Consider the following 24880-nt stretch of genomic DNA (forward strand, 5'->3'; position numbering starts at 1 on the left):
GGTCGACTTTTAATAATTTTGAGGAATTTATTTTTAAGTGGGGAGCTAGTTAGTCCAGATACCATAAACCGGTTCGGTCAATTACCATAAACCATTTTTAAATAGGCCTAAAACAATGCCATTTTGGAAAACACTATAGAACAACTCCCAAAGCTCGCCAAGGAGAAACATAATGAGAATCGGAAATTCTTTGCTAAGCTCCGTAAAAAGCCACCAAAGGATTTAGATTATATTATGCAGGATTTGCACGAGGAAGAATTTCAGCGCACAGACTGCTTGGAATGTGCCAATTGTTGTAAAACAACGGGGCCCCTGTTTACCAATAATGATATAGAAAGGATATCCAAACATTTTAGGATGAAGCCCCAAAAGTTTGTGGAGACCTATTTGCGCGTAGACGAGGAACAGGATTATGTATTGCAACGTGTTCCCTGTACCTTTTTGGGAGCCGATAATTACTGTTCCATCTACGACGTGAGACCAAAGGCTTGTCGGGAATTTCCGCACACCAATAGAAAAAAAGTTTCATCAAATAAGTAACCTTACCCTAAAAAACGTGGTTATTTGTCCGGCAGCATACAACATTGTAGAGGAGATGAAAAAAAGACTTGCAAAAAAATAATCGGCCCCTTATCTCCCCTCCTAAACTAGTTGTCTGTATAGTGGAGAGGTGCCAGTTCTTAGAAGAGGTTAATGCTTTATTTATATTTTCTAGCAAGCTTAGCCACTCAACGATAATGAGGGAGTTTCTTCATAATTTTTCCGTTTAGGGGAACCAATTGTGCTATATGCTATGTGCTTCTCTTGGTGGTAGATGTTTGTTTATGAGTAGTTTATCGCCATGTTCTCCATAAGAATTATTTTGTATTTTTAGTACATGGAAAGTATCTATAGTTATTTTGAAACGATCCCCCCGGCCCATAGAAGTGTAATTTTGGTTTCGGGAATAGCATTTTTTTGGATTCTAGAATATATAGTCCCCTTATTTCAGCTTAAATACAAAAAGATTAAGCATGCTGGGGTTAATATCTTCTTTACCTTAACCACCATTCTAGTAAATTTTCCCTTGGCTTTTTTGCTGTTAAAAACCAGTGATTGGACCCTCGAAAATAATTTTGGGGTTCTTCAATGGTTGCCTGTAATGCCACTCTGGGTAACTATTTTTTTAGGGGTGTTGTTGTTGGATCTATTAGGGGCATGGCTGGCTCATTGGGTAGAGCACAAAGTGAAGTTGTTATGGGGATTCCATATCATCCATCATACAGATCATCAGGTAGACACCACAACGGCCAATAGGCATCATCCGGGGGAGAGCGTAGTGCGATTTGCATTTACCTGCTTTGGAACCTTTATAGTGGGAGCGCCCGTAGCCATCATTATGATCTATCAGGCACTTTCGGTACTGTTTTCTCAATTTAACCATGCCAATATTGCCCTACCCAAAAAATTGGACAATGCACTTAGTTGGGTATTTGTATCCCCAGATATGCACAAGGTGCACCACCATTATAAACTACCCTATACAGACAGTAATTATGGAAATATCTTCTCCCTATGGGACCGACTCTTTGGGACCTTTTTAAAACTTCCTAAGGATGAAATCGTATACGGAGTGGATACCTATTTCAATGAAAAGGAAAATTCCAATATTGGCTTACTGATGCAAATTCCCTTTAAAGCTTATAAAGCTCCCAAAGAGGCAGGTTTAAAATCGCCTTCTCAATCGTAGATCAGGTATTTTGCTCTAATTTTTTTAAAATTGCTGATGTCTTCCTGCCAACTAGCTTTTATTTCTTCCTGAGAGAGGCCTGCTTTTATCTGTTGCTGTAGTTTCTCGGTTCCTGCATGTCGTGTAAAACCGCTAGTAAGAAAGAACTTTGTCTTGTCCGTACTGTTTTTGTAGGCATCCAATAAAAAACTTAAATCAACCTTATCCATTTTTGGCATTTGTGATAGGTCCTTCCCGTAACAAACTTCCCCATTGTGTTTGGGGGATTTAGCGCCAAAATTAGGAGCAGGAGTATAGGAAAAGCTGTATTGGGTGCTGTCCAGAAACGGTGCCCCGTATCGCTGAAACTGAAACTCCGTTCCCCGTCCGGCATTTATATTGGTGCCTTCAAAGAAGCCTAGGCTCGGGTATAAATAAATGGAGGTGTTATTAGGTAAGTTAGGCGATGGCCTAATGGGAAGAAGATAGTCCTTGTTGCGATGGTAGTTTTCCAGCGTAATTACCGTAAGGTCTACCTTGGCTTGGTTTTCCATCATCCCCTCCTCATTAATCATTTTGGCGTATTCTCCAATCGTCATTCCATATACTAGTGGGATGTTGGTTAACCCCAAAAATCCGCGGTGCTTAGTTTCCATAGTAGGGCCGTCTACATAGTGTGCGTTGGGGTTGGGGCGGTCTAGTACAATAACTGGGATGTTTTGCGCGGCACAGGCTTCCATTACCAATTGCATGGTAGCGATATACGTGTAAAATCGCACTCCTACATCCTGTATGTCAAAAAGAACAATGTCTATATCCTGTAATTGCTCCTCAGTGGGTTTTCTATTGCTTCCATACAGCGAGATAATGGGTAGGCCCGTTTTTTCGTCCTTCCCATCGGTTACCTTTTCACCCGCATCGGCTTCGCCCCTAAAACCGTGTTCCGGAGCAAAGACGTGTTTTATATCTACCTCCAAAGCTCGTAGGGAGTCCACAATGTGCGTATAGGTCAATGGCTCCGTATCCTTAAAGAGTACGCTGGTCTGATTGGCTACCACGGCAACCTTCTTCCCCTTTAGTAAGGGAAGGTATTCTTCGGTGCGGTTGGCACCTACAATGATAGGAGGTTCGTTTTCCAAAGAGGCGGTACTCATATGAGCGCCTTGATCCTTGTTGTTAGACTTGGAGGGGTTTCCACAAGAAGATACTATAAAAACCAATAATAAAACAGTATTTTTGAAGACGGAAAAAATTGCCATAATTTGAATTTAGAATTTTTTATTGCCAAGCGGCTGGTTACTGCAAAAGAGCATAAAATTAGCATATCTGCACCAATAATAAAAATTGCCATTGCAGCAATTACTTTGGGGGTGATTATGATGTTGGTGGCAATTGCTACTGGCGTGGGATTAAAGCATAAGATTAGGGAGAAAGTAGCTGCCTTTAATGGGCATATCCAGATTTATAACTATGACAATAATAACTCGGATGTCTCCGTGGTTCCCGTTTCCCTAAACCAGGATTTCTATCCAGAATTTAAATCTGTTAGCGGTATTCAGCACATTCAGGGGGTGGCTACCAAAGCTGGCATTATTAGAACCGAGGAAACCTTTGAGGGAATAATTGCCAAGGGAGTGGGTAAAGATTATAACTGGGAGGTGTTTAAAGAGTTTTTAGTCGATGGAAACCTACCTAATTATGCCGAGGACCTAAATGAGGAAGTGTTAATTTCCCAAGTGCTGGCAAATCGACTTCATTTTAAAACGGGCGATTCCTTTGTAGCCATTTTTTTTAAGGAAGACGATGAGTCTAAAATGCCAAATCAACGAAAATTTACCATAACAGGTATCTATAATAGTGGTTTTGAGGAGCTAGATGCTTCCTATATCTTTATCGATATCCGCCATATTCGCCATATGAATAAATGGAGCCAGGACGAGGTAGGGAATTTTGAGATATTCCTGGATAATTTTGACGAAATGGAAGTCAAGGCAAGGGAAATCTATGGGAAAACTTTGTCCGATTTGGATACGCAGACCATACAAGGGAAGTATTTTAGGATTTTTGAATGGATAGGCCTCTTCGATCTCAATATCGCTATCATCATTGGAATTATGATTATCGTAGGCGGATTTAATATGATTACGGCCCTTCTAGTGCTTATTTTGGAACGAACGCAGATGATTGGGATATTGAAAGCACTGGGATCTTCCAATTGGAGCATAAGAAAAATATTCCTCTACAATGCCAGCTATCTCATAGGAGTGGGATTGTTATTGGGGAATATTATCGGCCTCGGGATTATTGGCTTGCAATACAAATTTAGGTTGTTGAAATTTCCCAATCCCAAGGAGTACTATATAGATTATATTCCTGTGTATATAGATGTTTGGATGGTATTGGCCTTAAATGTTGGGGTATTGTTTCTGTGTCTGTTGATGCTGTTAATTCCCTCCTATGTTATTACTAAAATAGCGCCGGTAAAAGCCATTAAATTCGAATAACCATCCAGGAAATAGCTACATTTCAGTGTTTTTCACTGGTGTAATTTAGGTGTTCATCCCAAGAATATCGGGATGTGTGTTTCCTTAACTTCTCCCTTTACTATGGATTGGTATGGGCTAATTGTGGTTCCTTTAATAATCTATTATCTTTATAGTATATGAAATACGCAGAGAATATACTAGGAACCATCGGCAACACCCCTTTAATTAAGTTAAACCGGATAACGGGAAATTTGCCCTGCATAGTGCTTGCAAAAAATGAAACCTTTAATCCGGGTAATTCGGTAAAGGACCGTATGGCTCTGCAGATGATAGAGGATGCGGAAGCTTCGGGTTTGCTGAAGCCAGGAGGGACAATTATTGAGAGCACCTCAGGAAATACGGGAATGGGGCTAGCCTTGGTGGCCATTATAAAAGGCTATAAAATGATCTGCGTTATCAGTGATAAGCAATCCAAGGAAAAAGTGGATATTCTTAGGGCATTGGGCAGTGAAGTACACGTTTGTCCCACCAACGTAGCTCCCGAAGATCCAAAAAGTTATTATTCTACCGCAAAACGATTGGCAGCGGAAACCCCCAATTCCTGGTACGTAAATCAATATGACAATCCCTCCAATTACAAAGCACATTATCTTAGTACAGGTCCAGAAATATGGGAGCAGACCGAGGGGAAGATTACCCATTTTGTGGTAGGGGTGGGAACAGGAGGCACTATTTCTGGCGTAGGGACCTATTTAAAGGAGAAAAATCCAGAAATCAAGGTTTGGGGAGTAGATACCTATGGGTCCGTATATAAAAAATATCATGAAACAGGTATCTTTGACCCCAACGAGATTTATCCCTATAGTACGGAAGGGATAGGGGAGGATATTTTACCGGAAAATGTCCATTTTAATATTATTGACGGATTCACAAAGGTTACCGATAAGGATGCTGCCCTCTACACACGGCGGTTGGCATTGGAAGAAGCCATGTTTCTAGGGAATTCTGCAGGGGCTGCCATAAAAGGAGTCCTGCAATTGGCCCATCACTTTACCAAGAAAGACGTGGTGGTAGTTCTCTTCCATGACCATGGCAGCAGGTATGTTGGCAAGATCTTTAATGATACATGGATGCGTGAAAAAGGATTTTTGAAATAATTAACCACTAAATACTACTAATTATGACTTGGAATGGAATGCTCGCCCTTGCACTTATGTGTGTTATAGGTTTTTCGGTAAATGCCCAAAAGCTCTCCCGAGTAGAGAAAAAATTGGTGCGCACTGTGGAGTCCAATAATACCGAAGCTATAGATTTTTTAAAAAAGGTGGTCAACATCAATAGTGGTACCCTAAATAAAGAAGGGGTTAAAGAGGTGGGAATGGTATTCAGGGACGCCTTTGATAATATAAATTTTAAGACTTCCTGGATTTCTATGCCGGAAGAAATGAATAGAGCCGGACACTTATTTGCAGAAACATCGGGGAATAAAGGAAAAAAATTGTTGCTTATTGGACATTTGGATACAGTTTTTGAGGAGGACAGTCCCTTTCAGACTTTCACCATGGTAAATGATAGTATTGCCCATGCCCCAGGGGGAAATGATATGAAGGGGGGCAACGTTATAATTTTGTATGCCCTAAAGGCGCTACATCAACAAGGACTTTTGGACAACGCCCAGATTATTGTGGCCTTTACCGGAGATGAGGAAAGTACTGGGAAACCCTTGGAAATTAGTAGGAAGGATTTGATTGAAGCTGCCAAACGTAGCGATATTGCCTTGGGATTTGAAACCTCTACAGGTTTTAACTATGCCACGGTAGCTCGTAGGGGTTCCTCTGGATGGGAGTTGGAGGTAACCGGAAATCGCGCTCACTCCTCCGGAATTTTTAGCGATAAGGTAGGGGCGGGTGCAATTTTTGAAATGTCTCGTATTCTAAACGGATTTTATAATGAGGTAAGAGGTGAGGAGTTTTTAACCTTTAATCCTGGTATCATGATGGGAGGGACCTTTTTGGAATACGATGCCAAGACAGGGAGTGGAACAGCCTTTGGGAAAAGCAATGTAGTGGCACAATCGGCCATTGCAAAAGGAGGGCTCCGCTTTATATCGGAAGAGCAAAAAGAAAATGCCCGTGAGAAAATGAGGCAGATCGCAGCCGAGAACCTGCCACATACTTCCGCTAAATTAACCTTTACCGATAGCTATCCCGCTATGGTCCCCACGGAAGGAAACCTACAATTGTTGGCGCAATTAAATGAGGTGAGCCTGGCTTTGGGTCAAGGGGAGGTGGAAGCTTACGATCCAGGAAAAAGAGGCGCTGCAGATACTTCCTTCGTGGCAGAATATGTAGCCTGTTTAGACGGATTGGGAACCATGGGGTCTGGGGCGCATACCCCCCAGGAGACGGTAAACTTAAACACCATAGAGGCACTTACAAAACGTACTGCCGTAATGATATATAGATTAATACAACAATAGATATAGATGCTAAGTTTAAAAAAAGACGGGAAAATAGTTGCTATAGAAGCAGGAGAATTGGTAGGGTATAAGGTAGATGGTCACGAATATATCCACCAGAAAGGAAGTCCAGGATGGAGAAGTTCGGATACCGAGATGTTTCCTCTAATAGGGCCTACCCAAGAAGCAAATTTTAGGGTACAGACCCCAGAAGGAGTGGCCGTTCAAGATCAACACGGTCTACTTCGTGAAATGGATTATGAACTACTGCAACAAACCGAACATAGCGCCAGTTTTATTAAAAAATACGAGGCAGGTAGCTTGGTTAAAAACAGTAAATATCCAGATAAATCAACCGAAGAATATTTGGCTTGGCCCTATAGCTTTCAATTTGTAAAATCTTTTGCGCTGGACGATGATGGATTAAACATTCAATTTGAAATTAATGGGGAAGAGGGAATGCCATTTATGTTGGGGTATCACCCTGCCTTTAAATTGCATACTGCAGAACCGGTTGTGCTCGCCGGAGACAGAACTATTTCCTTGGCGCAGATATTGGAAGTAGGGAATAGGGCACTCCCCGTACTAAACTGTAACTCCATCACCCTGTCCGATGAAAAGAACTTAACCATCTACACCAAAGGATTTGGGCATTTTATGCTGTGGACGGAAGTATCCAACATGGTTTGTATAGAGCCTATTACTTTCTACCCCTATAATGTAAAGCAGCCGCAATTGCATACGGGTTTTATGGAGTTGAATAGCAGTCAGAATAAATTTTTAGTGAGGTTGGAGCCCTCTAATTGAAGTCAAGGAATATGAAGGATGCATTAGAACGTTATTACAGCTATCTCTTTGAGGAGGAATTGTTGGAGGAAATAAGAAATGTAGGGATTTATAAGAAAATAGGGCAGGGGGAGAAGTTGATGGATATCGGCGATGTGGTTCAAACCATGCCTCTACTGCTGCAAGGTGCGGTTAAGGTGATGCGGGAAGATGATGACCACAATGAACTGTTACTCTACTTTATTGAACGTGGTGATACCTGTGCCATGACATTCTCTTGTTGTTTTGGGGGAAAGAAAAGTGAAATTAGGGCAGTGGCCGAAACCGACACGGAACTTTTGATGATCCCCGTAGAATATATGGAATCCTGGATGGGGAAATATAAGTCTTGGCAACATTTTATCTTGGATAGTTACCACTCCAGGATGATGGAGCTTATGGAAACTGTGGATTCCTTGGCATTTTTAAAAATGGATGAGCGACTCCTAAAGCATCTGCGCGATAAGGCCAAAGTAACCCAGGATGATGTTATTTATACCACCCATCAGGAAATTGCGTACGACTTACATACTTCTCGGGTGGTGGTATCCAGATTGCTAAAAAAGATGGAACAAGAGGGAGATATTCAGCTAAACCGCAATCATATAAAAATCCTGAACCTATAACTGCAATTCAATCCCCAGTACGGAGTAACTGTAATTAAAAGCGCCTATTGCTTTGGACTATCCAAAACACTAGGCGCTTTTAATAAATATAACCGAGGAGGTTAATAGGTACACGCCTCCGGAGCGGGTTCTATGTAATAATCCTTATAATTTTTTGCTTTTGGATCCATACAACCTTTTAGGTTTTTTATGGAAACTAATCTGAAATCTATAGGCTGGCCTTCAGATTGTAGGCCAATAAACCCTTCTTTTAAAAGCTTTCCGTCAATTTTAATGGCCGGGTCGTACCTATTGGCTACCCCACCTCCAATCTGCGGATTGGTATATTCTAATACTTTCTCCCCATTAACAATATGGGTAACTAAGGAACTTCCTAGTACAATGGCCTCTGCACGGACCCATTGATCGCCATAATAGGTTTTAGAAGTGGAATTTATACAGTGACGTGGGTCAATTTTTCCCTCATAAACCACGTTGGTACCAGGAGAACACATGTTTCCGGTGGGGCGCGATTTACCTTCTTCTAAACCGGCCAAAAACTGCAGTTCTACAGAAATGGGCCAGTCTTGCTCCTTTAAAATGGTGTTAGGATCCTGAGAATGGAACATAACCCCACTATTCTTTATGGTATAGCCGGGTGCCCCAGGATGGAGTTCGCCCACAAACCTATATTCTACCACTAAATGGTAATAGGAATAGGGAGTGTTGTAAAAAAGATGCCCGTAACGCTCATTAAAATCCCCCTCGTATTTGTCGTAGCGCACTTTTATAATACCGTCTTCTACCCTAAAGGTATCCCCATAATTATCACCTGCCTCGTAATGATGGATTTTTGGGGTCCAATCTTCCAAATCCTCTCCGTTGAACATTTGGACCCAGCCATCGTCCTTTTGCTGGGAAACGGATTTAACGGTACTGCACTGGGTAAATACAAAGCCTAATAAACAGCTCAGAATAACTATAGGGTAATTTCGCATCTTTAATGGTTTTTCAAAATTCACGGCCGCAAGATAGGGTTTTTAGTCAAACATACTGTGATTATACCTAGGTACCGTAGGAGATAGCTTAGGTAGTTGGGCTAGTTGTTATCAAAACGGTGGGGTAGATAAGGAAAGGTCATTAACTGCTGCACGCTAGGATCAACCTCTTTCCTGAATCAAAATTTATTGGGACTAGGAAATTAATACCAATAGATTCCAAGGCTAGCATCTTATCCAATAAAATGGTGTTATTTTTATAGAAAGATTGTGGTAAGATTATCTGGCTGTATTAGAATTGTGGGCCTATTGCTACATTCCGTTTAAGTATTTAATACTAATTTTGTCAAATGAGAAAATTCTTCCCTTTCTTGGATTGGCTGCCAAAGTATAAGAAATCCTATTTTAGGAAAGATATAGTGGCCGGACTCACAGTAGGGATAATCCTTGTTCCACAGGGGATGGCCTATGCCATGATTGCAGGATTACCGCCCGTATACGGACTGTATGCTTCCTTGTTTCCCGTACTGGTCTATGCCGTTATGGGGACCTCTAGGCAAATAGCTGTTGGACCAGTGGCAATGGATTCGCTTCTTGTTGCTGCGGGATTGGGGACCCTGGCCATTACAGGCTTGGAAAATTATATTGTCATGGCATTGTTCCTATCCTTTATGGTGGGACTCTTTCAATTTTCCTTGGGGCTACTGCGGATGGGATTTCTGGTGAATTTTATGTCCAAGCCCGTAATAAGTGGCTTTACCTCCGCCGCAGCCCTAATCATTATTTTTAGTCAACTAAAACATTTACTGGGTGCCGATATAGCCAATAACAATAAATTTCACCTACTCGTGGTTAATGCCGTGCAAAATTTGGGCAACATTAATTTCTACGATTTTGCAATAGGCCTTACGGGGATTCTTATTATTAGCTTTTTTAAAAAATGGTTTAAACGGTTTCCCGCTATCCTGCTGGTAGTGGTGCTCAGTACCTTGGTAGTATATTTATTTGATCTGGAAGCAAAGCATGTGAAAGTGGTGGGCGAAGTGCCAGCCGGACTCCCTAGTTTTCAAATGCACAACATCAGTTGGGAAAAGATTTCACAGATATGGCCCATTGCATTAACCTTAGCGTTTTTGGGATACCTGGAGGCCATTTCTATAGGCAAGGCATTTGAAGAAAAAAATAAGGAAGAAACCATAGATCCTAACCAAGAATTGGTAGCCTTAGGGAGTGCTAATATGATTGGGTCCTTTTTTCAGGCCTATCCTGTTACCTCCAGCTTTTCTAGGTCTGCCATTAATTTTGTTGCGGGAGCGAAAAGTACTATCGCTTCGGTAATTAGTGTCTCCATGGTAGTGCTTACCCTCCTGTTCTTAACACCCTTGTTCTATTATCTGCCCAATGCGGCATTGGCCTCCATTATTATGGTTTCGGTATTTGGGCTTATTAACCTATCCTACCCCAAATATTTGTGGAATCAGCATAAAGACGAGTTCTCTGTATTGGCGCTCACCTTTTTGGTAACGCTGTTTGTAGGTATTGTTAGTGGAATACTTATGGGGATCCTATTGGCATTATTGCTGATGGTGTACCGATCTTCCAAGCCCCATTTTGCAGTTTTGGGCAAAATTAGAAATTCGGACTACTATAGAAATGTGGACCGATTTGGGGAAGAAGTGGAGGTCCGTGAGGATATATTGATTGTTAGGTTCGACTCCCAACTATACTTTGGGAACTCTTCCTACTTTAAAAGGAAAATGTTGAAATTTATTGACGTGAGAAGGCCTAAGTTGAAAGCGGTAATCCTAAATGCGGAAGCCATAAATTATATAGATGCAACTGCCTCCAATATGCTGGTGCAACTGATCGGCGAAATCCATAAGATGAATATTCAATTCTATATTGCCGGGGCCATAGGGCCTACAAGGGATATTATTTTTAATAGTGAAATTGTAGATTCCTTGGATAAAGCCTACCTTTTTGTGAGGATAAAAGAAGCCGTAGATCATTTTGATGATCCCCAAGCCATTCCTGCCCTAAGGGAAAAGGTGGCCTTCCAAAACCTAGGCCATCAATAGAGGGCTGCAAGTGAAAGAAATCTATTATTTTTGCTAGGATATGGGGCAGTTATCATTGTGGCAAGCAATTGTCTACCATAATTAGAAGGTGCTGCTTGTATGGATGGGATTGGGCAAGTAGGCCTTAATATATTTTAATTAAGTAATAAAATTGAGTGTGATGAAAATTGAGCAAATATATACGGGATGTTTGGCGCAGGGCGCTTACTATATAGAAAGTAAAGGAGAGGTGGCTATCATTGATCCGCTTCGGGAGGTAGAACCCTATCTAAACAGGGTGAAAGAAGATAATGCCAAGGTGAAATATATTTTTGAGACCCATTTTCATGCCGATTTTGTTAGTGGACACCTTACCCTATCCAAAGAAACCGGGGCCCCCATCGTTTATGGTCCCATGGCCAACCCTTCCTATGAGGCTATAATAGCTGAGGATGGGCAGGAATTCTCTTTGGGGGAGCTTACCATAAAGGTGCTGCATACCCCAGGCCATACCATGGAAAGTACTACCTATCTCTTAAGGGATAAGGATGGTAAGGACCATGCTATATTTTCCGGGGATACCTTATTCTTAGGGGATGTAGGAAGACCAGATTTGGCACAAAAGGCGGCAGATATGACGCAAGAAGATCTTGCAGGTATTTTGTACGATAGTCTGAGGGAAAAAATAATGCCTCTTAACGATGAGGTAATCGTTTATCCCGCACATGGGGCAGGTTCTGCATGTGGTAAGAATATGATGAAGGAAACGGTAGACACCCTAGGTAACCAGAAAAAGATGAACTATGCCCTAAGAGCAGACATGAGCAAGGAAGAGTTTATTAAGGAGGTTACAGACGGACTACTTCCACCTCCAAAGTATTTTCCATTAAATGTGAAGATGAACAAGGAGGGATATGCAGATATTGGTGAAATCCTAAAAAAAGGAACCACTGCATTATCTCCCGAGCAGTTTGAGGAAGCAGCCAATGCCACTAATGCCGTGATCTTGGACGTACGTCATCAGAGCGATTTTGTAAAAGGACATATTCCAAGGTCTATTTTTATTGGCCTGGATGGCGGATTTGCACCTTGGGTGGGGGCATTGATAGCCGATGTGAAACAGCCAATTTTGTTGGTAACCGAAAAAGGAAGGGAAGAAGAGGCCATTATACGCTTATCTAGGGTTGGTTTTGATGCCACTATCGGATATTTGGAGGGAAGCTTCCAAGCATGGAAAGACGCGGGCAAGGAATACGATACCATTAGTTCCGTCCCAGCCAAGGAGTTGGAAACCGCGTTGGCCGAAAAAGAAGCTCCTGTCTTTGATGTTAGAAAAGAAACCGAATTCCTATCGGAGCATGTGGTGGATGCCCATAACACCCCCTTGGATTACATCAATAAATATTTGACGGAATTTCCAAAAGAGGAGCCTTTCTATGTTCACTGTGCTGGTGGGTATAGGTCTGTCATAGCGGCATCCATCCTCAAGAGTAGGGGGATCCACAATCTTATAGATGTAGCAGGTGGATTTGGTGCCATAAAAAAGACGGATATACCCGTTACGGATTATGTGTGTCCTACCACGCTCTAAATAGGAATTCACAAGCAATTAACTTATAAATAGATGATGCCCGGTAATTAGGTAGTTCAACCTAAATTATTGGGCATCCTTGTTTAATCTGGGAGTGCTTTGTGTGGACGTTTTAGTTTAATCATAATTTTTCCAACCCATAAATGTTTGCCAATACAACGGTATTATCTAGGGAATTAGTTACTGATGTTAGGAAATTATATAGACATGATATATTATTTCAGGATACTGACATTAATCATGATTTTAGAAACTGCCTGCTCCTATTTTAGCATTTTATAAATTGTAACAATAGAGAGCATGATGAAATTTCTACCCTTAGTCAATTGGAATAACGGTATGGTAATGATCGCCATCTTTGGCGTGGTTTGCGTAGCATTAGTGGGTGTTGTACTTGTTTTTTTATATAGCGGTAAAAAGAAATAATTTCTGGACATTGACCCAGTGGTCCTATGAAGCCAGTTGGTATAATCACGGTGTGGTAGGATGGGAAAGCGGGATGCTTCTATGAGGGAATTTCCTAAGGTACCAGTTAATGATTCTTTTGGTATCCACATTTTCCCGTTTCCGTTCCAAAAAGTTTTCCAAATCATCCAAACCCTGGATAGGTTCCGTTTTTTCTATAAATCCATACCCTTTATACTGCCCTTCCGCAAGTAAAACAAAAGCTCTTTCGTTGGGGGTTCTCCCTTTTTCGGGTATGATAATATTCTTGTTTTTTTCTTTCTCCGCTTTAATGGCACTCTTAACCCTGTCGTTATAAGTAACTATAGCTTCCTTTCCCCGGCAAATCCCCCGACAATTCCGAATACTGTAATGCGAACAACTTTCAGCGTTTTCCTGAAGGTGGCAAAATTTGGGACATAGTTCATGACCCTGGCATATTTCCTCCAAAAAAGACCTGCAATCGGCAATGGTGCTAAAGGTGGCAATAGGATTGGAAACATGTTTTAAATTATTGTAGGCCAGGTGGAGGATACCATTTCTATCCTCATAAGAGAAAACGGCAACTTCTTTTGAAATCCGTTTTTGACTGGAGTTAAACTGGGGGTAATGTTTTTTGATGGCCTCAGATTCCATTAACAAGGCCACTAGCTCACTACCCGAAAGTTCGTAGTCTATATCGTGGGTTGCCTTGCAGAGCCTGACTTCCTTATTAGATTTGTTGTAAAAGTGTCCCAATACCCGCTTCTTAATATCAATGGCCTTTCCTACGTATATAATACTTCCTTTTTGATCCTTAAAGTAATAAACCCCCGCAGCATTGGGAAGTTTTTCAAAGGCTTCCTTTGGAAGGTCTGGCGGGAGGGTGCCTTCCTGTGACCGCGCATTTAGAAAGGTTTTAAAAACGGAAGCGGCCCCTTCAATAGCTATTAGTTTCTTAAACAATAACACCGTGGCATGGGCATCCCCTCTAGCGCGGTGCCGATCTGTTAGGGGAATGTTCAGGGCCGAACATAATTTTCCCAAGCTATAAGAATTGAATCCGGGTATCAACTTTCGGGAAAGACGCACCGTACAGAGTTTTTTCCGGGAATAGGTAATTCCTATATTGCTAAATTCATTTTTTATTACGTTATAGTCAAAATTGACACTGTGGGCCACAAAGATGGTGTCTTGGGTCATTTCCAAAACCAGGTGGGCTATCTCTTTCCATTTGGGAGCATCCCTAACCATAGTGTCGTCTATCCCAGTTAGGCCGGTAATAAAGTAGGGGATCTCGCATTCCGGATTTACCAAGGAAGTAAACTCGTCCACAATCTCCCTTCCATCAAAATTGAAGATGGAGATTTCGGTAATCTTATTGCCCTTAATACCATTCCCAGTGGTTTCTATATCTATAATACTGTACATCTACTATGTTCCAATTTTTGGAGGACAATAAAGTTATGGGAAAATGATCAGATAATTGGGGTGTTGGTTAATTATTCAGTTTTGGTTGCTTTACGCTATTCCAGATTTTCAAATTTATATTTTCGTTTTAATTATCTTAAAACAGCTAAGGCCGGTCCGTATTTAACTGGTTTCTTTTTATAAATTCTTATGGTATTGTATATGGTGATAATGATATTATATGCATATAGAAGTAAAGGAGGGAAAAGCATTGTAAGCACTCCAAACGGGGAAAATGGGCCGAAGTTGGGAAGTATACTTGCTAAAATTTGTCTAGATGCTGGGAATAGGAATATAAATACGGCTATGTAATACAGGAATAACAAAAGAGTCCATGAAATTTGAAAGTTCAACATGGACTTCCCCAATTCATTTACATGTTTCAATTTGTCTTTTTTGAAAATCCACAGGATTAATGGAATGATAATTCCCAGTACTGGAAAAAATAAAAATCCAAGTGCAGAAAGGCTCATGATTATCAAATAGTTTTGATCTTCCTGTATTTTCCAGTCCACGAGATCATCGGGCGAAGTTTCTAAAGCAATCGCTAACTTTTTTAGCGTATCTCCTCTAGGCGTCGTCTCATTGTTTTCAATTCTCTGGATTGTTCTTAAGCTTAAGCCAGATTCTTCTGCCAAAGCTTCTTGGGACATTTCTTTTTTAATTCTTAAGTCTTTTACTCTTTGTCCTAAATTCAAATTGTTCATTTTAATGGGTTTCTCAATTTGAAGTAAATATATATTGGTTTACTCAAATTAGTAGTGTCTTTACTATGTCATTCTTGCGTCATTAGTGTCCGAACCTTGTTTTTCCTATGATTCATCATGTTTTGTATATGATTGGATAGGCTATTGATCCTCTGATTTATGTAAATGTAAACCTACTGTTAATTCGATATGATATGCTTTTGGAAGAGAAAGTTATCCGTCAGTGGGACTAACATTGGTTTTCAAAAAGAGCCTAATCGGTAGTGTTAATTCAACTCCTGAATCACTTCCCTTAAGGCTTTATAAATTATGGGAGCTGTTTCTGGACCCAGGGAATTGCTTTCCCCATAAGTGGCCCTTTCGTCATTATAGAGATAGGGTTTCTTTACGTCCCACTGGCTTTTTGGAATAATATATCCAATCTCGTCATTGGAGAGTCCTAGGTAAAATTGGTAGGGGGTCTTAATAAAATCTTTTAAAGGGGGAATTTCTTGAGGTTGAATATCAAAATCCCTACCTGCCGGCGCTTCAATGCCTCCATATACAATCTCTGGATATATTTCCCCGGGTATACTTAGCCAGAGGCTGGGACCTATTCTTATGGCCCCAACTTCGGTTCTAGTTTTAAAGTATTTAGGCATTCCCATATCTATAAGGCCAATAGCGCTGGCAAGTTTAAAGGTGTTATTCTCCACAGGAACTGACAGGGTCTTTGCCCTTATTGATAGGTAGCTCTCCGTTATGGTGTCTCCCTTTTGTTTTAGTGCGGCTAAGGAGAGGAGGGCTATTTGATCTCCCAATGCCTTTGTCTTTTTAAAGGTGGGTTCCAAATATTCTTCCCCAGTATAGGGATCAGGAATAGGTAGGGAAGGGTGCGGCGCCATGAGTCCGCCTAGGGCACCCGAGAAGTATATGGCCAATCCGCCCAAACCTTCCTCCATTAATTGACCCTTATGATACACCCCATTCTCTAAGGCTTCTCTTATAAAATGGGGGAAATCTGAGCTTATCAAGAGGTTCTGGGACCAAAGTGTTTCTGGATGGTTGGCCCAATTTATCAGGGTGCCCATGGTGGTATCGTTTTCGGCATCTAACACTTGCATTAAGTGAATTCCCGTGGCCTTTACAATGGGTTCTCTAGTGTCCTTCATAAACTTTCCATCGGCCCCGGAAAGGTCTTCCGCAAATACCAACTTGGCCCTGCGAAGTTTGCCCACTGCTTCGGTGATGGCAGCCACGGTCTGGGTTTTAACGTATTCCAACATTTCAGGATTTACCCCGGATTTGAAAATGTTTTCTCCCCAAATCCCAATTAGGTCGTTGCTTTCATGGGTATGGGTAGATGCGATTAAGGTGTAGTCTATTCCTAATTCCTTGGGAAGACGCTTTCGAATATCCACCACATCGCCGTGTAAAAAGCCTATGGCATCCAAGGAAACTAGGGCAATTCTTGTATTGTTATCCTCAATAACTAGTACCCTAGACCAAACGTCGTCATGGATCCCCTGTGCGGGTTTGGCATTGCTCATACCTGCTATCCAATAAGCATCAAATTTTCCATTATTATTGTTGTCATTATAGGTGTCCCCCTCCTTCTTATGGTATTTGTTATTGCCATTGGCATCGTTCCACGTATCTACAATTGTAGGGGTTATGGGTCTTTTTGCAAATCCTGCCTTAAGGCGTTGGGGGGTGCTGTTTGCTATTTTTATATCTATGGAATAATCCGGGTGACGGTCCCGCCAATTATAAAGCGAAATAGAAGCTGCAATAACTAGGAGTAGAAGTAGTGCTATCCCCAAAGATTTCAATATTCTTTTCAAAACCTTCATGATACTGCGTTTTTATAATTTGGAATGGATAAGGGTATTGGCCATTTTAAAATTGACTTCCATTAGATAGTCTCCCATGCTGGGACCGTACCATCCCATGAGGCCCGATTCGTAGGAATCGTAATAGTAGTATTTTGCCGGTGTGATATACCCTAAATACTGTCCGTTAAAACTGCTCAATACCATGTGATGACCGGCTACTTCCATAGCATTTATAAGATCTAAACCGTATTCCCCGCTTAATTCGTAGGGTAGCGTAATCCAAACAAGGTGGTTTAATTGTAGTCCCTGCAGGGGGATAGTCGCTATGTTGGGCATTAATTTTCTCCCTAGAAAGGGGGCTAATCGCAAGCGATCCGTAATCTTAAAGAATTGTAGTTTCGGAATTTCCAGTTCTGTGCTGATAGCGGATAGGTGCACCTGAGAATCGTATTCCAATCTACGGAGGACTACTTGTGCGGAATCGGCCAGGGTTTCCCCAATAAATCTTGCTTTCTCAAACTTTTCACCTTCCCCTTTGTTAGAGTGGCTACCTACGGTACCAGCAAAGAAAAGCGCCAGATCTGTTCCTTTCGCTTCCAAATGCCGCTGAAAATACCCGGGATAATCCCCGCTAAAAGCATCGTTAATGGGACTTATCACCGTGGCATGGGCGGCATAGATCCCAATAGTTGCCTTTTTTCCAGTGTCCTGTATAAAGGATAGCACCTCTAACCTATCATTTACTCGCCCCGGTTCCCCGATGATCCTATTTCTCACTAAATTGGGAACCTTAATGTAGCCCGATGAGAATTTGCTGGGCTCCTTGTCTGCAAGAGCCTTTTTTATGAGTAATACCAATTTATCACTCAACCAGCTTACCATTTCTGGGTTGTATTCTCCTCCAAAACTTTCCCCAACGTAACTGGGAAGGCAGTTCCCTATGCTGGAATGCGTATGCGTTGCCCCAAAAAATAATTGATCCCGAGTAATTACATTCTTTAATTTTTCCGAAACTGCCATGACTATGGGCTCTGGCATAAGGAGTAGGTCGGCACTGATTAACACCACCCCTTTCTGTCCCACCTCTAAAGCAATGGCCTTTGCATAAATAGAGTCGTGCACCCCCTTGGCAATTTTTCCGTCCCCATATCCGGCCAGTTTTATTCCGCTGAATATACCTTGTTTCGGATTGGGGTTTCCCTCCACTATTGTGGGGGTAATATTCACTTTTGCAAATCCGGCAAAAAGGGGGCCTTGGGCATCGGTCCTGTTCTTTGCCGCCAATTCTAGCTTACCAATGGTGTTCTGGTAATAGGTTGTTTCAAAATAGGACGTGGAATCTACGGTAGTAGTGGCGAAATAGAAACTCAGCCCCAGTAATAACAGTAGGCCCACCAATAGTTTTAGCAATACCTTTCCCCATTTTCTCATCAAGCGTTATTTCAGTTTACTGGGATCTAATTTTATATACTTTACCGTCTTCCTGTTCCAGGTATACACAATATGAACCATACCATCTTCGGCTTGTATCATGGTAGGGTAGGAGTACTCTTCGCCTTCCTTATCAGTGTTTTTGCGTAGTGGTTCCAAATCCAGTACCCGGTCCCAGTGCTTACCATCGGTAGATAGGGCTAAACTTAAAGGAACCCGGTCTCCCCAGTTTTTTCCAGTGGGGTTGTACACTATCAATTGACGACCATCCTGTAGGCTTACCCCATCTATGCCCGAGTTTGGATTGGGTAATTCCGTGGCCGTCATTTTGTCCCAAGTCTTACCGTAGTCCTCAGACCAGTTTTGGGAAACAACACTATTTTTAGTGCGACTCAATAATTGTAGTTTTCCATCACCGTAATTTAATACTGTGGGTTGTATGGCTCCAAACTCTTCCCCATCATTCAAGGATTCCGTACGGTTCCAAGTTTTGCCGCCATCACTACTATGTTCCAAATGTATCTGCCATCCATCGGTATCACTTTCCGTACTGGAAGGGGATATTATAGTTCCATTGGCCAGTTGTATAGGCTGATTTTTAATAGGTCCCAACACGCCATCTGGGAGTTTAACGGGGGTAGACCATGTTTGTCCATTGTCCGTTGAGGTCATATAGAGTCCCCACCAAGATTTTGGGTCTGGACCAACCTTGTAAAACAGCATCAAGGGTTGTCCTTTAGGCTTAAACAAAACCGGATTCCAGCAAGGAAATCTTGAGCCATCGGGTTGCACCCCGTTGGCCACTTCTACGGGAGAAGACCAAGATTGGCCTGTTTTTCGCGATACCCAAATCCCAACATCGTCGTTTTTTTCCTTGGTGCCTCCAAACCAAGAGGCAACCACAGTACCATTGCTTATCGCTACGGTAGAGGCGTGGCATTCTGGAGTAAGTGCCTTCTCTAATTCGTAAACAAACTCCTGCTCCACAATAGCAGGATGCTCCAAGGGAATAACTTGCGGTAATTTTTCCATTTTTTCTTTACAAGATACAAGGAGTAGGGTAGAAAAAAGGAATAGGGATCCTAAAAAAGAGGGCTTTTTAAATTGAAGGAAGCTCACAAAAGCGTGGTAATTTTTTTGAGTCATTTTCGTAAAGGTTAGGTTTGTTTATCCAAACTTGGTTGGTCTTTTACCCCAAGAGGTTTTCTTAAGAATATAATAACCGTAGCGGTTACAAACATTAGTAGTCCGTAGATAGCCGGGACTATGGAGTATTCGGCATTATTCAGTGCTATGGTGGCGAGCGTTATCGCTAGGGTTCCGTTTTGTATCCCAGTCTCTATGGAGATACTAATCGCCTGCGGCCGTGATAATTTAAAGGCCAATGCAAAAAGAAAGCCTAGGGTCATGGTGCTGATATTTAGTAGAATGGCGGGTAGCCCCGCTTCTTTTAAGTAGCTCATAAAAACATCTTTAATACTTAAGGTGACGCCAACAACTACCAATATAAAAATAATGGCCGATGCAATTTTTACGGGTTTTTCCATCTTTTGGGCGAAGGAGGGAAACTTTCCCTTTACCCACATGCCAATTCCTACGGGGATAATTACGATGACCAATAACTGCAATACCATGGTAAACGCATCTACGGAAACCGCTACACTTTGGTTGGCAAATTCCACTAAAGCAAATTGAACAATAAGCGGGATGGTAAGTATGGTGAGCATGCTAGAAACCGCCGTTAGGGACACCGATAGGGCTAGGTCTCCTTTGGCTAAATAAGACAACATATTGGAAGTGGGGCCGCCTGGACAAGCCGCCAATAACATTACGCCAATGGCTGTAGTAGGGGACAGATTTAAATAGAGGGTGATGAGGTAGCCTAGCAAAGGCAATAATATAATTTGGCAGCAGAGCCCTATAATCATTGCCTTGGGATATACCAATACTCTTTTAAAATCTGAAAGACTTAGGGATAGTCCCATCCCAAACATGATAATAATAAGTGAAATGGCGAGAATAATTCCAGAAGTAGTATTCATAACTAATTGTTACAATCTTAATTATTGATTATTATTTTCATGATGGCATAACATCCACTTTTCCAAATAAACCTTTTTAAAGGTAGAATTGCTTCGTAAATATTGTGCGAAATGCATCAAATATTGACTGCCTTTTAGTCGTGCTATAGGCTTTACTTCAATTTACATCAGGGTCTAGGATAGTCGATATATGGCAATACAATTCCCCTTAAGCTTATGGTCTATCTCAATACTATAGCTCTTTAAACCGTTTCATTATTTCCTTCCAGTTCGTGAAAATCACCTCTTCTTCTTCCAGGAAATTTATGAGGTCTGGGTCTCCAAACATTTTGGCCTCCCACACCCTTTCTTGCCAGGAATTGGTAATACCCTTTAGATTTTCCGTTTCCACCGAAGGATGAAAGATAATTTCTGTAAGGCCAGGTTTCAAGCCCGATATCAGCGCCTTAAAGTTTTCCACTTTTTCTTGGTAAGACTTGGCCTTAGGTGCACTGGTGAAAAAGTCTAGTTTAGGAAGGCTGTAGTCTGCAATCATTTCCACAACAACCTCGTCTAAAGGATAGCCTTGCTCCCTAAAGATGGCTAATACCTCTGGGTTAGAGATATCAATTATATTGGCTGGTATGCCATATTCCTCTGCCACCTTAATAAAGACTTTCACATAACTGGGATCTGCATATAGGGTACCCATGTGGGTGTCTATATGATCTGGGGTATGTCCCCAAGCCAAGGATTGTTCTATTTGAGCGCGAATCTCTTTTTCCACTTCCTCAGCGGTCGCATGTTGAACTACTTGGGCTACGCTACGCCATAATTTGGAATGGGGATCCAATAAGCCTGGGACTGCTTCGGGATTGGTAATAGGACCCCAACGGTGCTCCTTCCATTCGCTGGTAAGGGTAAGGTGCAGCCCAATATCCATTTCTGGGTTTTCTATAGCCCAGTTTATAAACTCCTCGGCATTAGGACAGGGGACCATTACTGCGGCCGATTGTATTTGGCCACTGTTTAGTTGAGCTTTAGCTGCAATATTGGCTTCTGGGCACATACCAATATCATCGGCATGTAGCATTATGACTTTCTTTCCTGCTGGCCAACCTAATTTTTCTGCCCAATTTTTGTTGGTTTCCAACTGTTGTTCCTCGGTCTCCAAGGTTTCGGAGACTGCTTGTTTGGTGTTTTTCTTTTCTCCGCATCCCAGTAAAAATGCCCAAAAGAATAGGAGTAGTAGTACCCTAGGTAAACGTAAGTTTTTCATAATACAGGTTGGTTGGTTTTAATTGGTGTTGATTGGTTTTTTATCCCTTAAAGTGGCCATTTATTAACGCGGTCCAGGTATCTATGGCTGGCGTACTAAATCCTATAGAACTTCATTGGTATCCGCTACATACATCCTAGTACTTTTGGTATATAAATCCCCGTGGAGATCTTTATACTCTAAATCCATATAAAACGCCTTATATCCTTTCTCAGGAAATTGGATAAGGTGATAAATATTCTTAGGATCCGTTATATCAATTTTTAAAGGCGTCCATTCCTCATCCCTAAAATCCCGATCGTCGGAATCTGCAGACCATAAATAAGCGTTGTGTAAATTTTCTGTTGCAGTGCTTACAGTTAAGGTTGCCGATTCTTTGCTGGAGGTAATATTATAGGATAATTGGGTTAGCGGTTTATCGTTCAATAGCTTTCCCCAGAAAGCACTTAATGCCCTAAAAGCTTGTGTCCCGCCCCCTAAATCATGGCCCGCATTGGGAACATAATGAAGGTAGTTTTCACCAGGAATATCATTGATGTAATTTTTAACCGCATCTACAGGCCAATATTCGTCATTGGTGCCTATAAAGATCAATTTGGGCATGCTCAGTTGATCTTTGTAGGAATAGGGATCTACCATTTGAGTAATGGCATTACCATCCTCGGAACGTACAGTTTGGGGAATCTCCAATTGTATATAATCGTTAATCTGTTCACTGTACTCCTTCCAAACCACCAGGTGATAATCTAGGCTAACGGGCATATTAAGCACATCTATAACCATGGGCGCTATAGCCTGTACCCGCTTGTCATGTGCGCCTGTTAACCAGGTGGTCCATCCTCTTTTGGAAGCACCGGAAACGATAAATCTGTTAATGTCCCGTTCTAACTCTGCCTTACTAAATTCCTGCACGGCATCCATAGCGCTTACGGCACTCTTTACCATAGGGAATAGTAGTGGCCAAGTAAGATCTTTGTCCTTTTTGTAGTTGTGCAGGGTGAAAGAGATTAGTTGATCTTCTACCAAGCCATCGTATAAGGGCTGATTGGGAACTTGTTTTAAGATGGCAACCATTGCATTATTCTCTTCTGCGATCTTTTTAAAGTTTTGTGTCTTGCTATCCTCCTTGTTAGAAGACCACTTGGGGAGTCCGTCCTTAACGCTTCCTCCGGTAACGAATAATAATGCCCCATCATGGTCTACCTTTGATGGTACCAATAAAGTGAGCTGATGGGTCCAAATAAAATCGCGCCATTTTTGGGATGTGAGTAATAGCTCATATACGGAAGATTCCCCTAACTGGTAGCTGTCACGTAACTCCCAGGAATAATGGGAGTCGTTATTGTGTAAATAGCTTTTTAATGCAGTTTCCGGAGTTATAGGATCATTTATTACCTTGTTTTCTGCCAGATTTTTTGGATGGTCTTTGCAGGCCATGATGAGGGCCATAAAGAGCAATAAAAGAAGGTGTTTTTTCATGGTGGTATTTATAAGTTATGTGTTTTTCCTACGCTATCTATTTGGTATTGGAATGCCGTGATAGCTGCCTTACAGCACGCCATAGAATAAGCTGAAATTTTCTAGTACTGCCCTGTGGTTGCTAAACCCAGCCAGTTAATTTTTGCAAGCGTTCTTATTAAGCTGCATCGTTTGTATTATGCTATTCCTTAACAATATAGGCCTAAAATGTGATATCTTGAAATAAGGTTTCACAATTAGAATATTGCCCTTTTTGGTAAAATTATATTTAAATATTTAAATCGAGGGTTAATATTTAATGCACAATTAATAAAATAGCTGAATTATACCGAAAAAATTAAGTATATATTTGAGGATAACCTATTTAAGGGATTGTTTTTTGGGGATTTGACATGTGGGGCTTAAAGGGCTCCAAGCGTAGGACTAAATATAAACCAACCAAATATTTAATTAAAAGGCCGACCTATGAAATGAGCACTATCGAAAACTGTTCGCAACTACGAATTAAGATCTGCGCATTACATACGTCCGTTAAAAAACAATAAATATCTACCTATGAAAAAAAAATACACACGAGTATTAATTGGAATGCTCTCTTCCCTTATGCTGACGTTGTTTTCTTGTAGCTCGGACGATTCGGATAGGGAAAGTTTACCGCTTACCGCAGATATCTTTCACAGTGTTAAGGGGAAAAAGGTAGCATTTCAGGGCTTGACCAACAGTGCTGTTTCTTGGATGTGGGATTTTGGAGATGGCAATACCAGTACCGATAAAAATCCCGTACATACCTATGCCTCGGGAGGATACTACTCCGCTACCCTAACTGCTACCGGTGCCGATGGAAGTACGGTAAACAAGGAAATTCGTTTGGCGGTGGATTTAACCCCCTATATTTTGCTTACGGGCGGACCAACGGCCGAGAATGGGAAGACCTGGAAATTGGCAAGTAGCCATTCAGATTCGGACTATTTTGCCAATGCAGATGCTACCTTGTCACCATTTCCTGGAGCGCCAAAACCATTGCCAGCAGGAATAATGGGAGCCGGATTGGGGCTTGGAGAAGTATATGAGGACGAATATACATTTCATTTTGACGGTAGTTACGGCCATGATGTAAAAGCCGATGGGGCTGCCTTTAGTGGTCTGGTTTATCAATTTGTTACTACGGGTGGAGCGGGTATTGTAAATCCTAGTTCTAACCAAAGTTTTGGATTGTGTACCGGAGCCTATACACCAGATGAGACGGCTACTTTTACCTATGTGGAGAAAGAGGACTTCACCGTTTCTTCCGTTTATGGCCCGGAGGGTACTATAACCTTTAATGGGGTAAGCACCCTAGACTTTTCAGGAACCGAGTTTTTGGGCTTTATGGATTTTCAACGGAAGGTAATCGTTCAGGAAATTAAGGATACTTCAATGCGAGTAGTCATGTTCATGGCGGCTTCCACGGATGCCATTGGGGTAAACACCCATGCACTAGTGCTCACCTTCGAAGTCGTGAATTAATCTTCCTAGACCATTTTGGAAG

At 41.7% G+C, this 24880-nt stretch carries 19 protein-coding genes and 1 pseudogene; 10 read left to right on the forward strand and 10 right to left on the reverse strand.

Translation table 11 applies throughout. From position 1 onward, the window contains the following. Positions 1-123: 123 nt before the first annotated feature. Positions 124-622, forward strand: a pseudogene (locus BV214_RS03470) (YkgJ family cysteine cluster protein). A gap of 255 nt (positions 623-877) precedes the next feature. Then, on the forward strand, positions 878-1729 hold the full coding sequence (locus BV214_RS03475) for a sterol desaturase family protein (RefSeq protein ID WP_086476099.1): 852 nt from the start codon (positions 878-880) through the stop codon (positions 1727-1729). On the opposite strand, the gene BV214_RS03480 is transcribed toward BV214_RS03475, so the two are convergent. Further along, positions 1720-2967: an exo-beta-N-acetylmuramidase NamZ family protein gene (locus BV214_RS03480; protein ID WP_086476100.1), complete on the reverse strand. Its 1248-nt coding sequence runs from the start codon at positions 2965-2967 to the stop codon at positions 1720-1722. The genes BV214_RS03475 and BV214_RS03480 overlap by 10 nt on opposite strands. Before the next feature lie 3 nt (positions 2968-2970). Between BV214_RS03480 and BV214_RS03485 the strand changes: the two genes are divergently transcribed. The 5 genes from BV214_RS03485 to BV214_RS03505 all read left to right on the forward strand — a co-directional run bounded on the left by BV214_RS03485 (position 2971) and on the right by BV214_RS03505 (position 8103). Next, on the forward strand, positions 2971-4212 hold the full coding sequence (locus BV214_RS03485; protein WP_086476101.1) for an ABC transporter permease: 1242 nt from the start codon (positions 2971-2973) through the stop codon (positions 4210-4212). Between the two features lie 158 nt (positions 4213-4370). Beyond that, positions 4371-5351, forward strand: coding sequence for a PLP-dependent cysteine synthase family protein (locus tag BV214_RS03490; RefSeq protein WP_086476102.1), 981 nt, complete (start codon positions 4371-4373; stop codon positions 5349-5351). Between the two features lie 23 nt (positions 5352-5374). Continuing rightward, complete coding sequence (locus BV214_RS03495) at positions 5375-6673, forward strand: M20/M25/M40 family metallo-hydrolase (protein WP_086476103.1); 1299 nt, start codon at positions 5375-5377, stop codon at positions 6671-6673. Between the two features lie 6 nt (positions 6674-6679). Continuing rightward, the gene (locus BV214_RS03500) at positions 6680-7459 is read left to right on the forward strand and encodes an aldose 1-epimerase (RefSeq protein WP_086476104.1); all 780 of its coding nucleotides are present in this window, start codon (positions 6680-6682) and stop codon (positions 7457-7459) included. An 11-nt stretch (positions 7460-7470) separates the two neighbouring features. Next, the gene (locus BV214_RS03505) at positions 7471-8103 is read left to right on the forward strand and encodes a Crp/Fnr family transcriptional regulator (RefSeq protein WP_086476105.1); all 633 of its coding nucleotides are present in this window, start codon (positions 7471-7473) and stop codon (positions 8101-8103) included. A gap of 101 nt (positions 8104-8204) precedes the next feature. Here the strand turns inward: BV214_RS03505 and BV214_RS03510 are convergent, their stop codons facing one another. Beyond that, positions 8205-9080, reverse strand: coding sequence for a 3-keto-disaccharide hydrolase (locus BV214_RS03510; RefSeq protein ID WP_086476106.1), 876 nt, complete (start codon positions 9078-9080; stop codon positions 8205-8207). 350 nt (positions 9081-9430) lie between these two features. Here BV214_RS03510 and BV214_RS03515 point away from each other — a divergent pair, with 350 nt between their 5' ends. Continuing rightward, positions 9431-11158, forward strand: a complete 1728-nt coding sequence (locus BV214_RS03515) for a SulP family inorganic anion transporter (RefSeq protein ID WP_086476107.1) — start codon at positions 9431-9433, stop codon at positions 11156-11158. Between the two features lie 160 nt (positions 11159-11318). Continuing rightward, a complete protein-coding gene (locus BV214_RS03520; RefSeq protein ID WP_086476108.1) occupies positions 11319-12728 on the forward strand; it encodes an MBL fold metallo-hydrolase in 1410 nt (469 codons plus the stop codon). Between the two features lie 471 nt (positions 12729-13199). Here BV214_RS03520 and BV214_RS03525 read toward each other — a convergent pair whose 3' ends face one another. The 8 genes from BV214_RS03525 to BV214_RS03560 form a co-directional block, all read right to left on the reverse strand. After that, positions 13200-14582: an exonuclease domain-containing protein gene (locus BV214_RS03525; protein WP_086476109.1), complete on the reverse strand. Its 1383-nt coding sequence runs from the start codon at positions 14580-14582 to the stop codon at positions 13200-13202. 131 nt (positions 14583-14713) lie between these two features. Continuing rightward, on the reverse strand, positions 14714-15328 hold the full coding sequence (locus BV214_RS03530) for a helix-turn-helix domain-containing protein (protein ID WP_086476110.1): 615 nt from the start codon (positions 15326-15328) through the stop codon (positions 14714-14716). Positions 15329-15594: 266 nt separating this feature from the next. Next, the gene (locus BV214_RS03535; RefSeq protein ID WP_086476111.1) at positions 15595-17160 is read right to left on the reverse strand and encodes a hypothetical protein; all 1566 of its coding nucleotides are present in this window, start codon (positions 17158-17160) and stop codon (positions 15595-15597) included. 12 nt (positions 17161-17172) lie between these two features. Further along, the gene (locus BV214_RS03540; RefSeq protein WP_086476112.1) at positions 17173-18573 is read right to left on the reverse strand and encodes a neutral/alkaline non-lysosomal ceramidase N-terminal domain-containing protein; all 1401 of its coding nucleotides are present in this window, start codon (positions 18571-18573) and stop codon (positions 17173-17175) included. Positions 18574-18579: 6 nt separating this feature from the next. Then, entirely contained in the window at positions 18580-19719 is a 1140-nt protein-coding gene (locus tag BV214_RS03545) for a sialidase family protein (protein WP_086476113.1), read from the reverse strand. 11 nt (positions 19720-19730) lie between these two features. Continuing rightward, positions 19731-20615 (reverse strand): bile acid:sodium symporter family protein, encoded by an 885-nt coding sequence (locus tag BV214_RS03550; RefSeq protein WP_086476114.1) that lies wholly within the window; start codon positions 20613-20615, stop codon positions 19731-19733. A gap of 232 nt (positions 20616-20847) precedes the next feature. Then, the gene (locus tag BV214_RS03555) at positions 20848-21873 is read right to left on the reverse strand and encodes a polysaccharide deacetylase family protein (protein ID WP_086476115.1); all 1026 of its coding nucleotides are present in this window, start codon (positions 21871-21873) and stop codon (positions 20848-20850) included. Positions 21874-21975: 102 nt separating this feature from the next. After that, entirely contained in the window at positions 21976-23352 is a 1377-nt protein-coding gene (locus tag BV214_RS03560) for a PhoPQ-activated pathogenicity-related family protein (protein WP_086476116.1), read from the reverse strand. A gap of 555 nt (positions 23353-23907) precedes the next feature. Here BV214_RS03560 and BV214_RS03565 point away from each other — a divergent pair. Continuing rightward, positions 23908-24858 carry a PKD domain-containing protein gene (locus BV214_RS03565; protein ID WP_086476117.1) on the forward strand — a complete coding sequence of 317 codons (951 nt, stop codon included), beginning with the start codon at positions 23908-23910 and terminating at the stop codon, positions 24856-24858. The last annotated feature ends 22 nt before the right edge of the window (positions 24859-24880 follow it).

The sequence above is a fragment of the Arenibacter amylolyticus genome (genome assembly GCF_002150785.1).
GTDB classification, from domain to species: domain Bacteria; phylum Bacteroidota; class Bacteroidia; order Flavobacteriales; family Flavobacteriaceae; genus Arenibacter; species Arenibacter amylolyticus.

Excerpts from the sequence above, each read along its gene's own strand:
- BV214_RS03515 (WP_086476107.1), top strand. The coding sequence starts at position 9,431 with ATGAGAAAATTCTTCCCTTTCTTGGATTGGCTGCCAAAGTATAAGAAA.
- BV214_RS03540 (WP_086476112.1), bottom strand. The coding sequence starts at position 18,573 with ATGAGAAAATGGGGAAAGGTATTGCTAAAACTATTGGTGGGCCTACTG.
- BV214_RS03520 (WP_086476108.1), top strand. The coding sequence starts at position 11,319 with ATGAAAATTGAGCAAATATATACGGGATGTTTGGCGCAGGGCGCTTAC.
- BV214_RS03560 (WP_086476116.1), bottom strand. The coding sequence starts at position 23,352 with ATGAAAAAACACCTTCTTTTATTGCTCTTTATGGCCCTCATCATGGCC.
- BV214_RS03510 (WP_086476106.1), bottom strand. The coding sequence starts at position 9,080 with ATGCGAAATTACCCTATAGTTATTCTGAGCTGTTTATTAGGCTTTGTA.
- BV214_RS03495 (WP_086476103.1), top strand. The coding sequence starts at position 5,375 with ATGACTTGGAATGGAATGCTCGCCCTTGCACTTATGTGTGTTATAGGT.
- BV214_RS03525 (WP_086476109.1), bottom strand. The coding sequence starts at position 14,582 with ATGTACAGTATTATAGATATAGAAACCACTGGGAATGGTATTAAGGGC.
- BV214_RS03475 (WP_086476099.1), top strand. The coding sequence starts at position 878 with ATGGAAAGTATCTATAGTTATTTTGAAACGATCCCCCCGGCCCATAGA.
- BV214_RS03530 (WP_086476110.1), bottom strand. The coding sequence starts at position 15,328 with ATGAACAATTTGAATTTAGGACAAAGAGTAAAAGACTTAAGAATTAAA.
- BV214_RS03505 (WP_086476105.1), top strand. The coding sequence starts at position 7,471 with ATGAAGGATGCATTAGAACGTTATTACAGCTATCTCTTTGAGGAGGAA.
- BV214_RS03555 (WP_086476115.1), bottom strand. The coding sequence starts at position 21,873 with ATGAAAAACTTACGTTTACCTAGGGTACTACTACTCCTATTCTTTTGG.
- BV214_RS03490 (WP_086476102.1), top strand. The coding sequence starts at position 4,371 with ATGAAATACGCAGAGAATATACTAGGAACCATCGGCAACACCCCTTTA.
- BV214_RS03550 (WP_086476114.1), bottom strand. The coding sequence starts at position 20,615 with ATGAATACTACTTCTGGAATTATTCTCGCCATTTCACTTATTATTATC.
- BV214_RS03480 (WP_086476100.1), bottom strand. The coding sequence starts at position 2,967 with ATGGCAATTTTTTCCGTCTTCAAAAATACTGTTTTATTATTGGTTTTT.
- BV214_RS03500 (WP_086476104.1), top strand. The coding sequence starts at position 6,680 with ATGCTAAGTTTAAAAAAAGACGGGAAAATAGTTGCTATAGAAGCAGGA.
- BV214_RS03535 (WP_086476111.1), bottom strand. The coding sequence starts at position 17,160 with ATGAAGGTTTTGAAAAGAATATTGAAATCTTTGGGGATAGCACTACTT.
- BV214_RS03545 (WP_086476113.1), bottom strand. The coding sequence starts at position 19,719 with ATGACTCAAAAAAATTACCACGCTTTTGTGAGCTTCCTTCAATTTAAA.
- BV214_RS03565 (WP_086476117.1), top strand. The coding sequence starts at position 23,908 with ATGAAAAAAAAATACACACGAGTATTAATTGGAATGCTCTCTTCCCTT.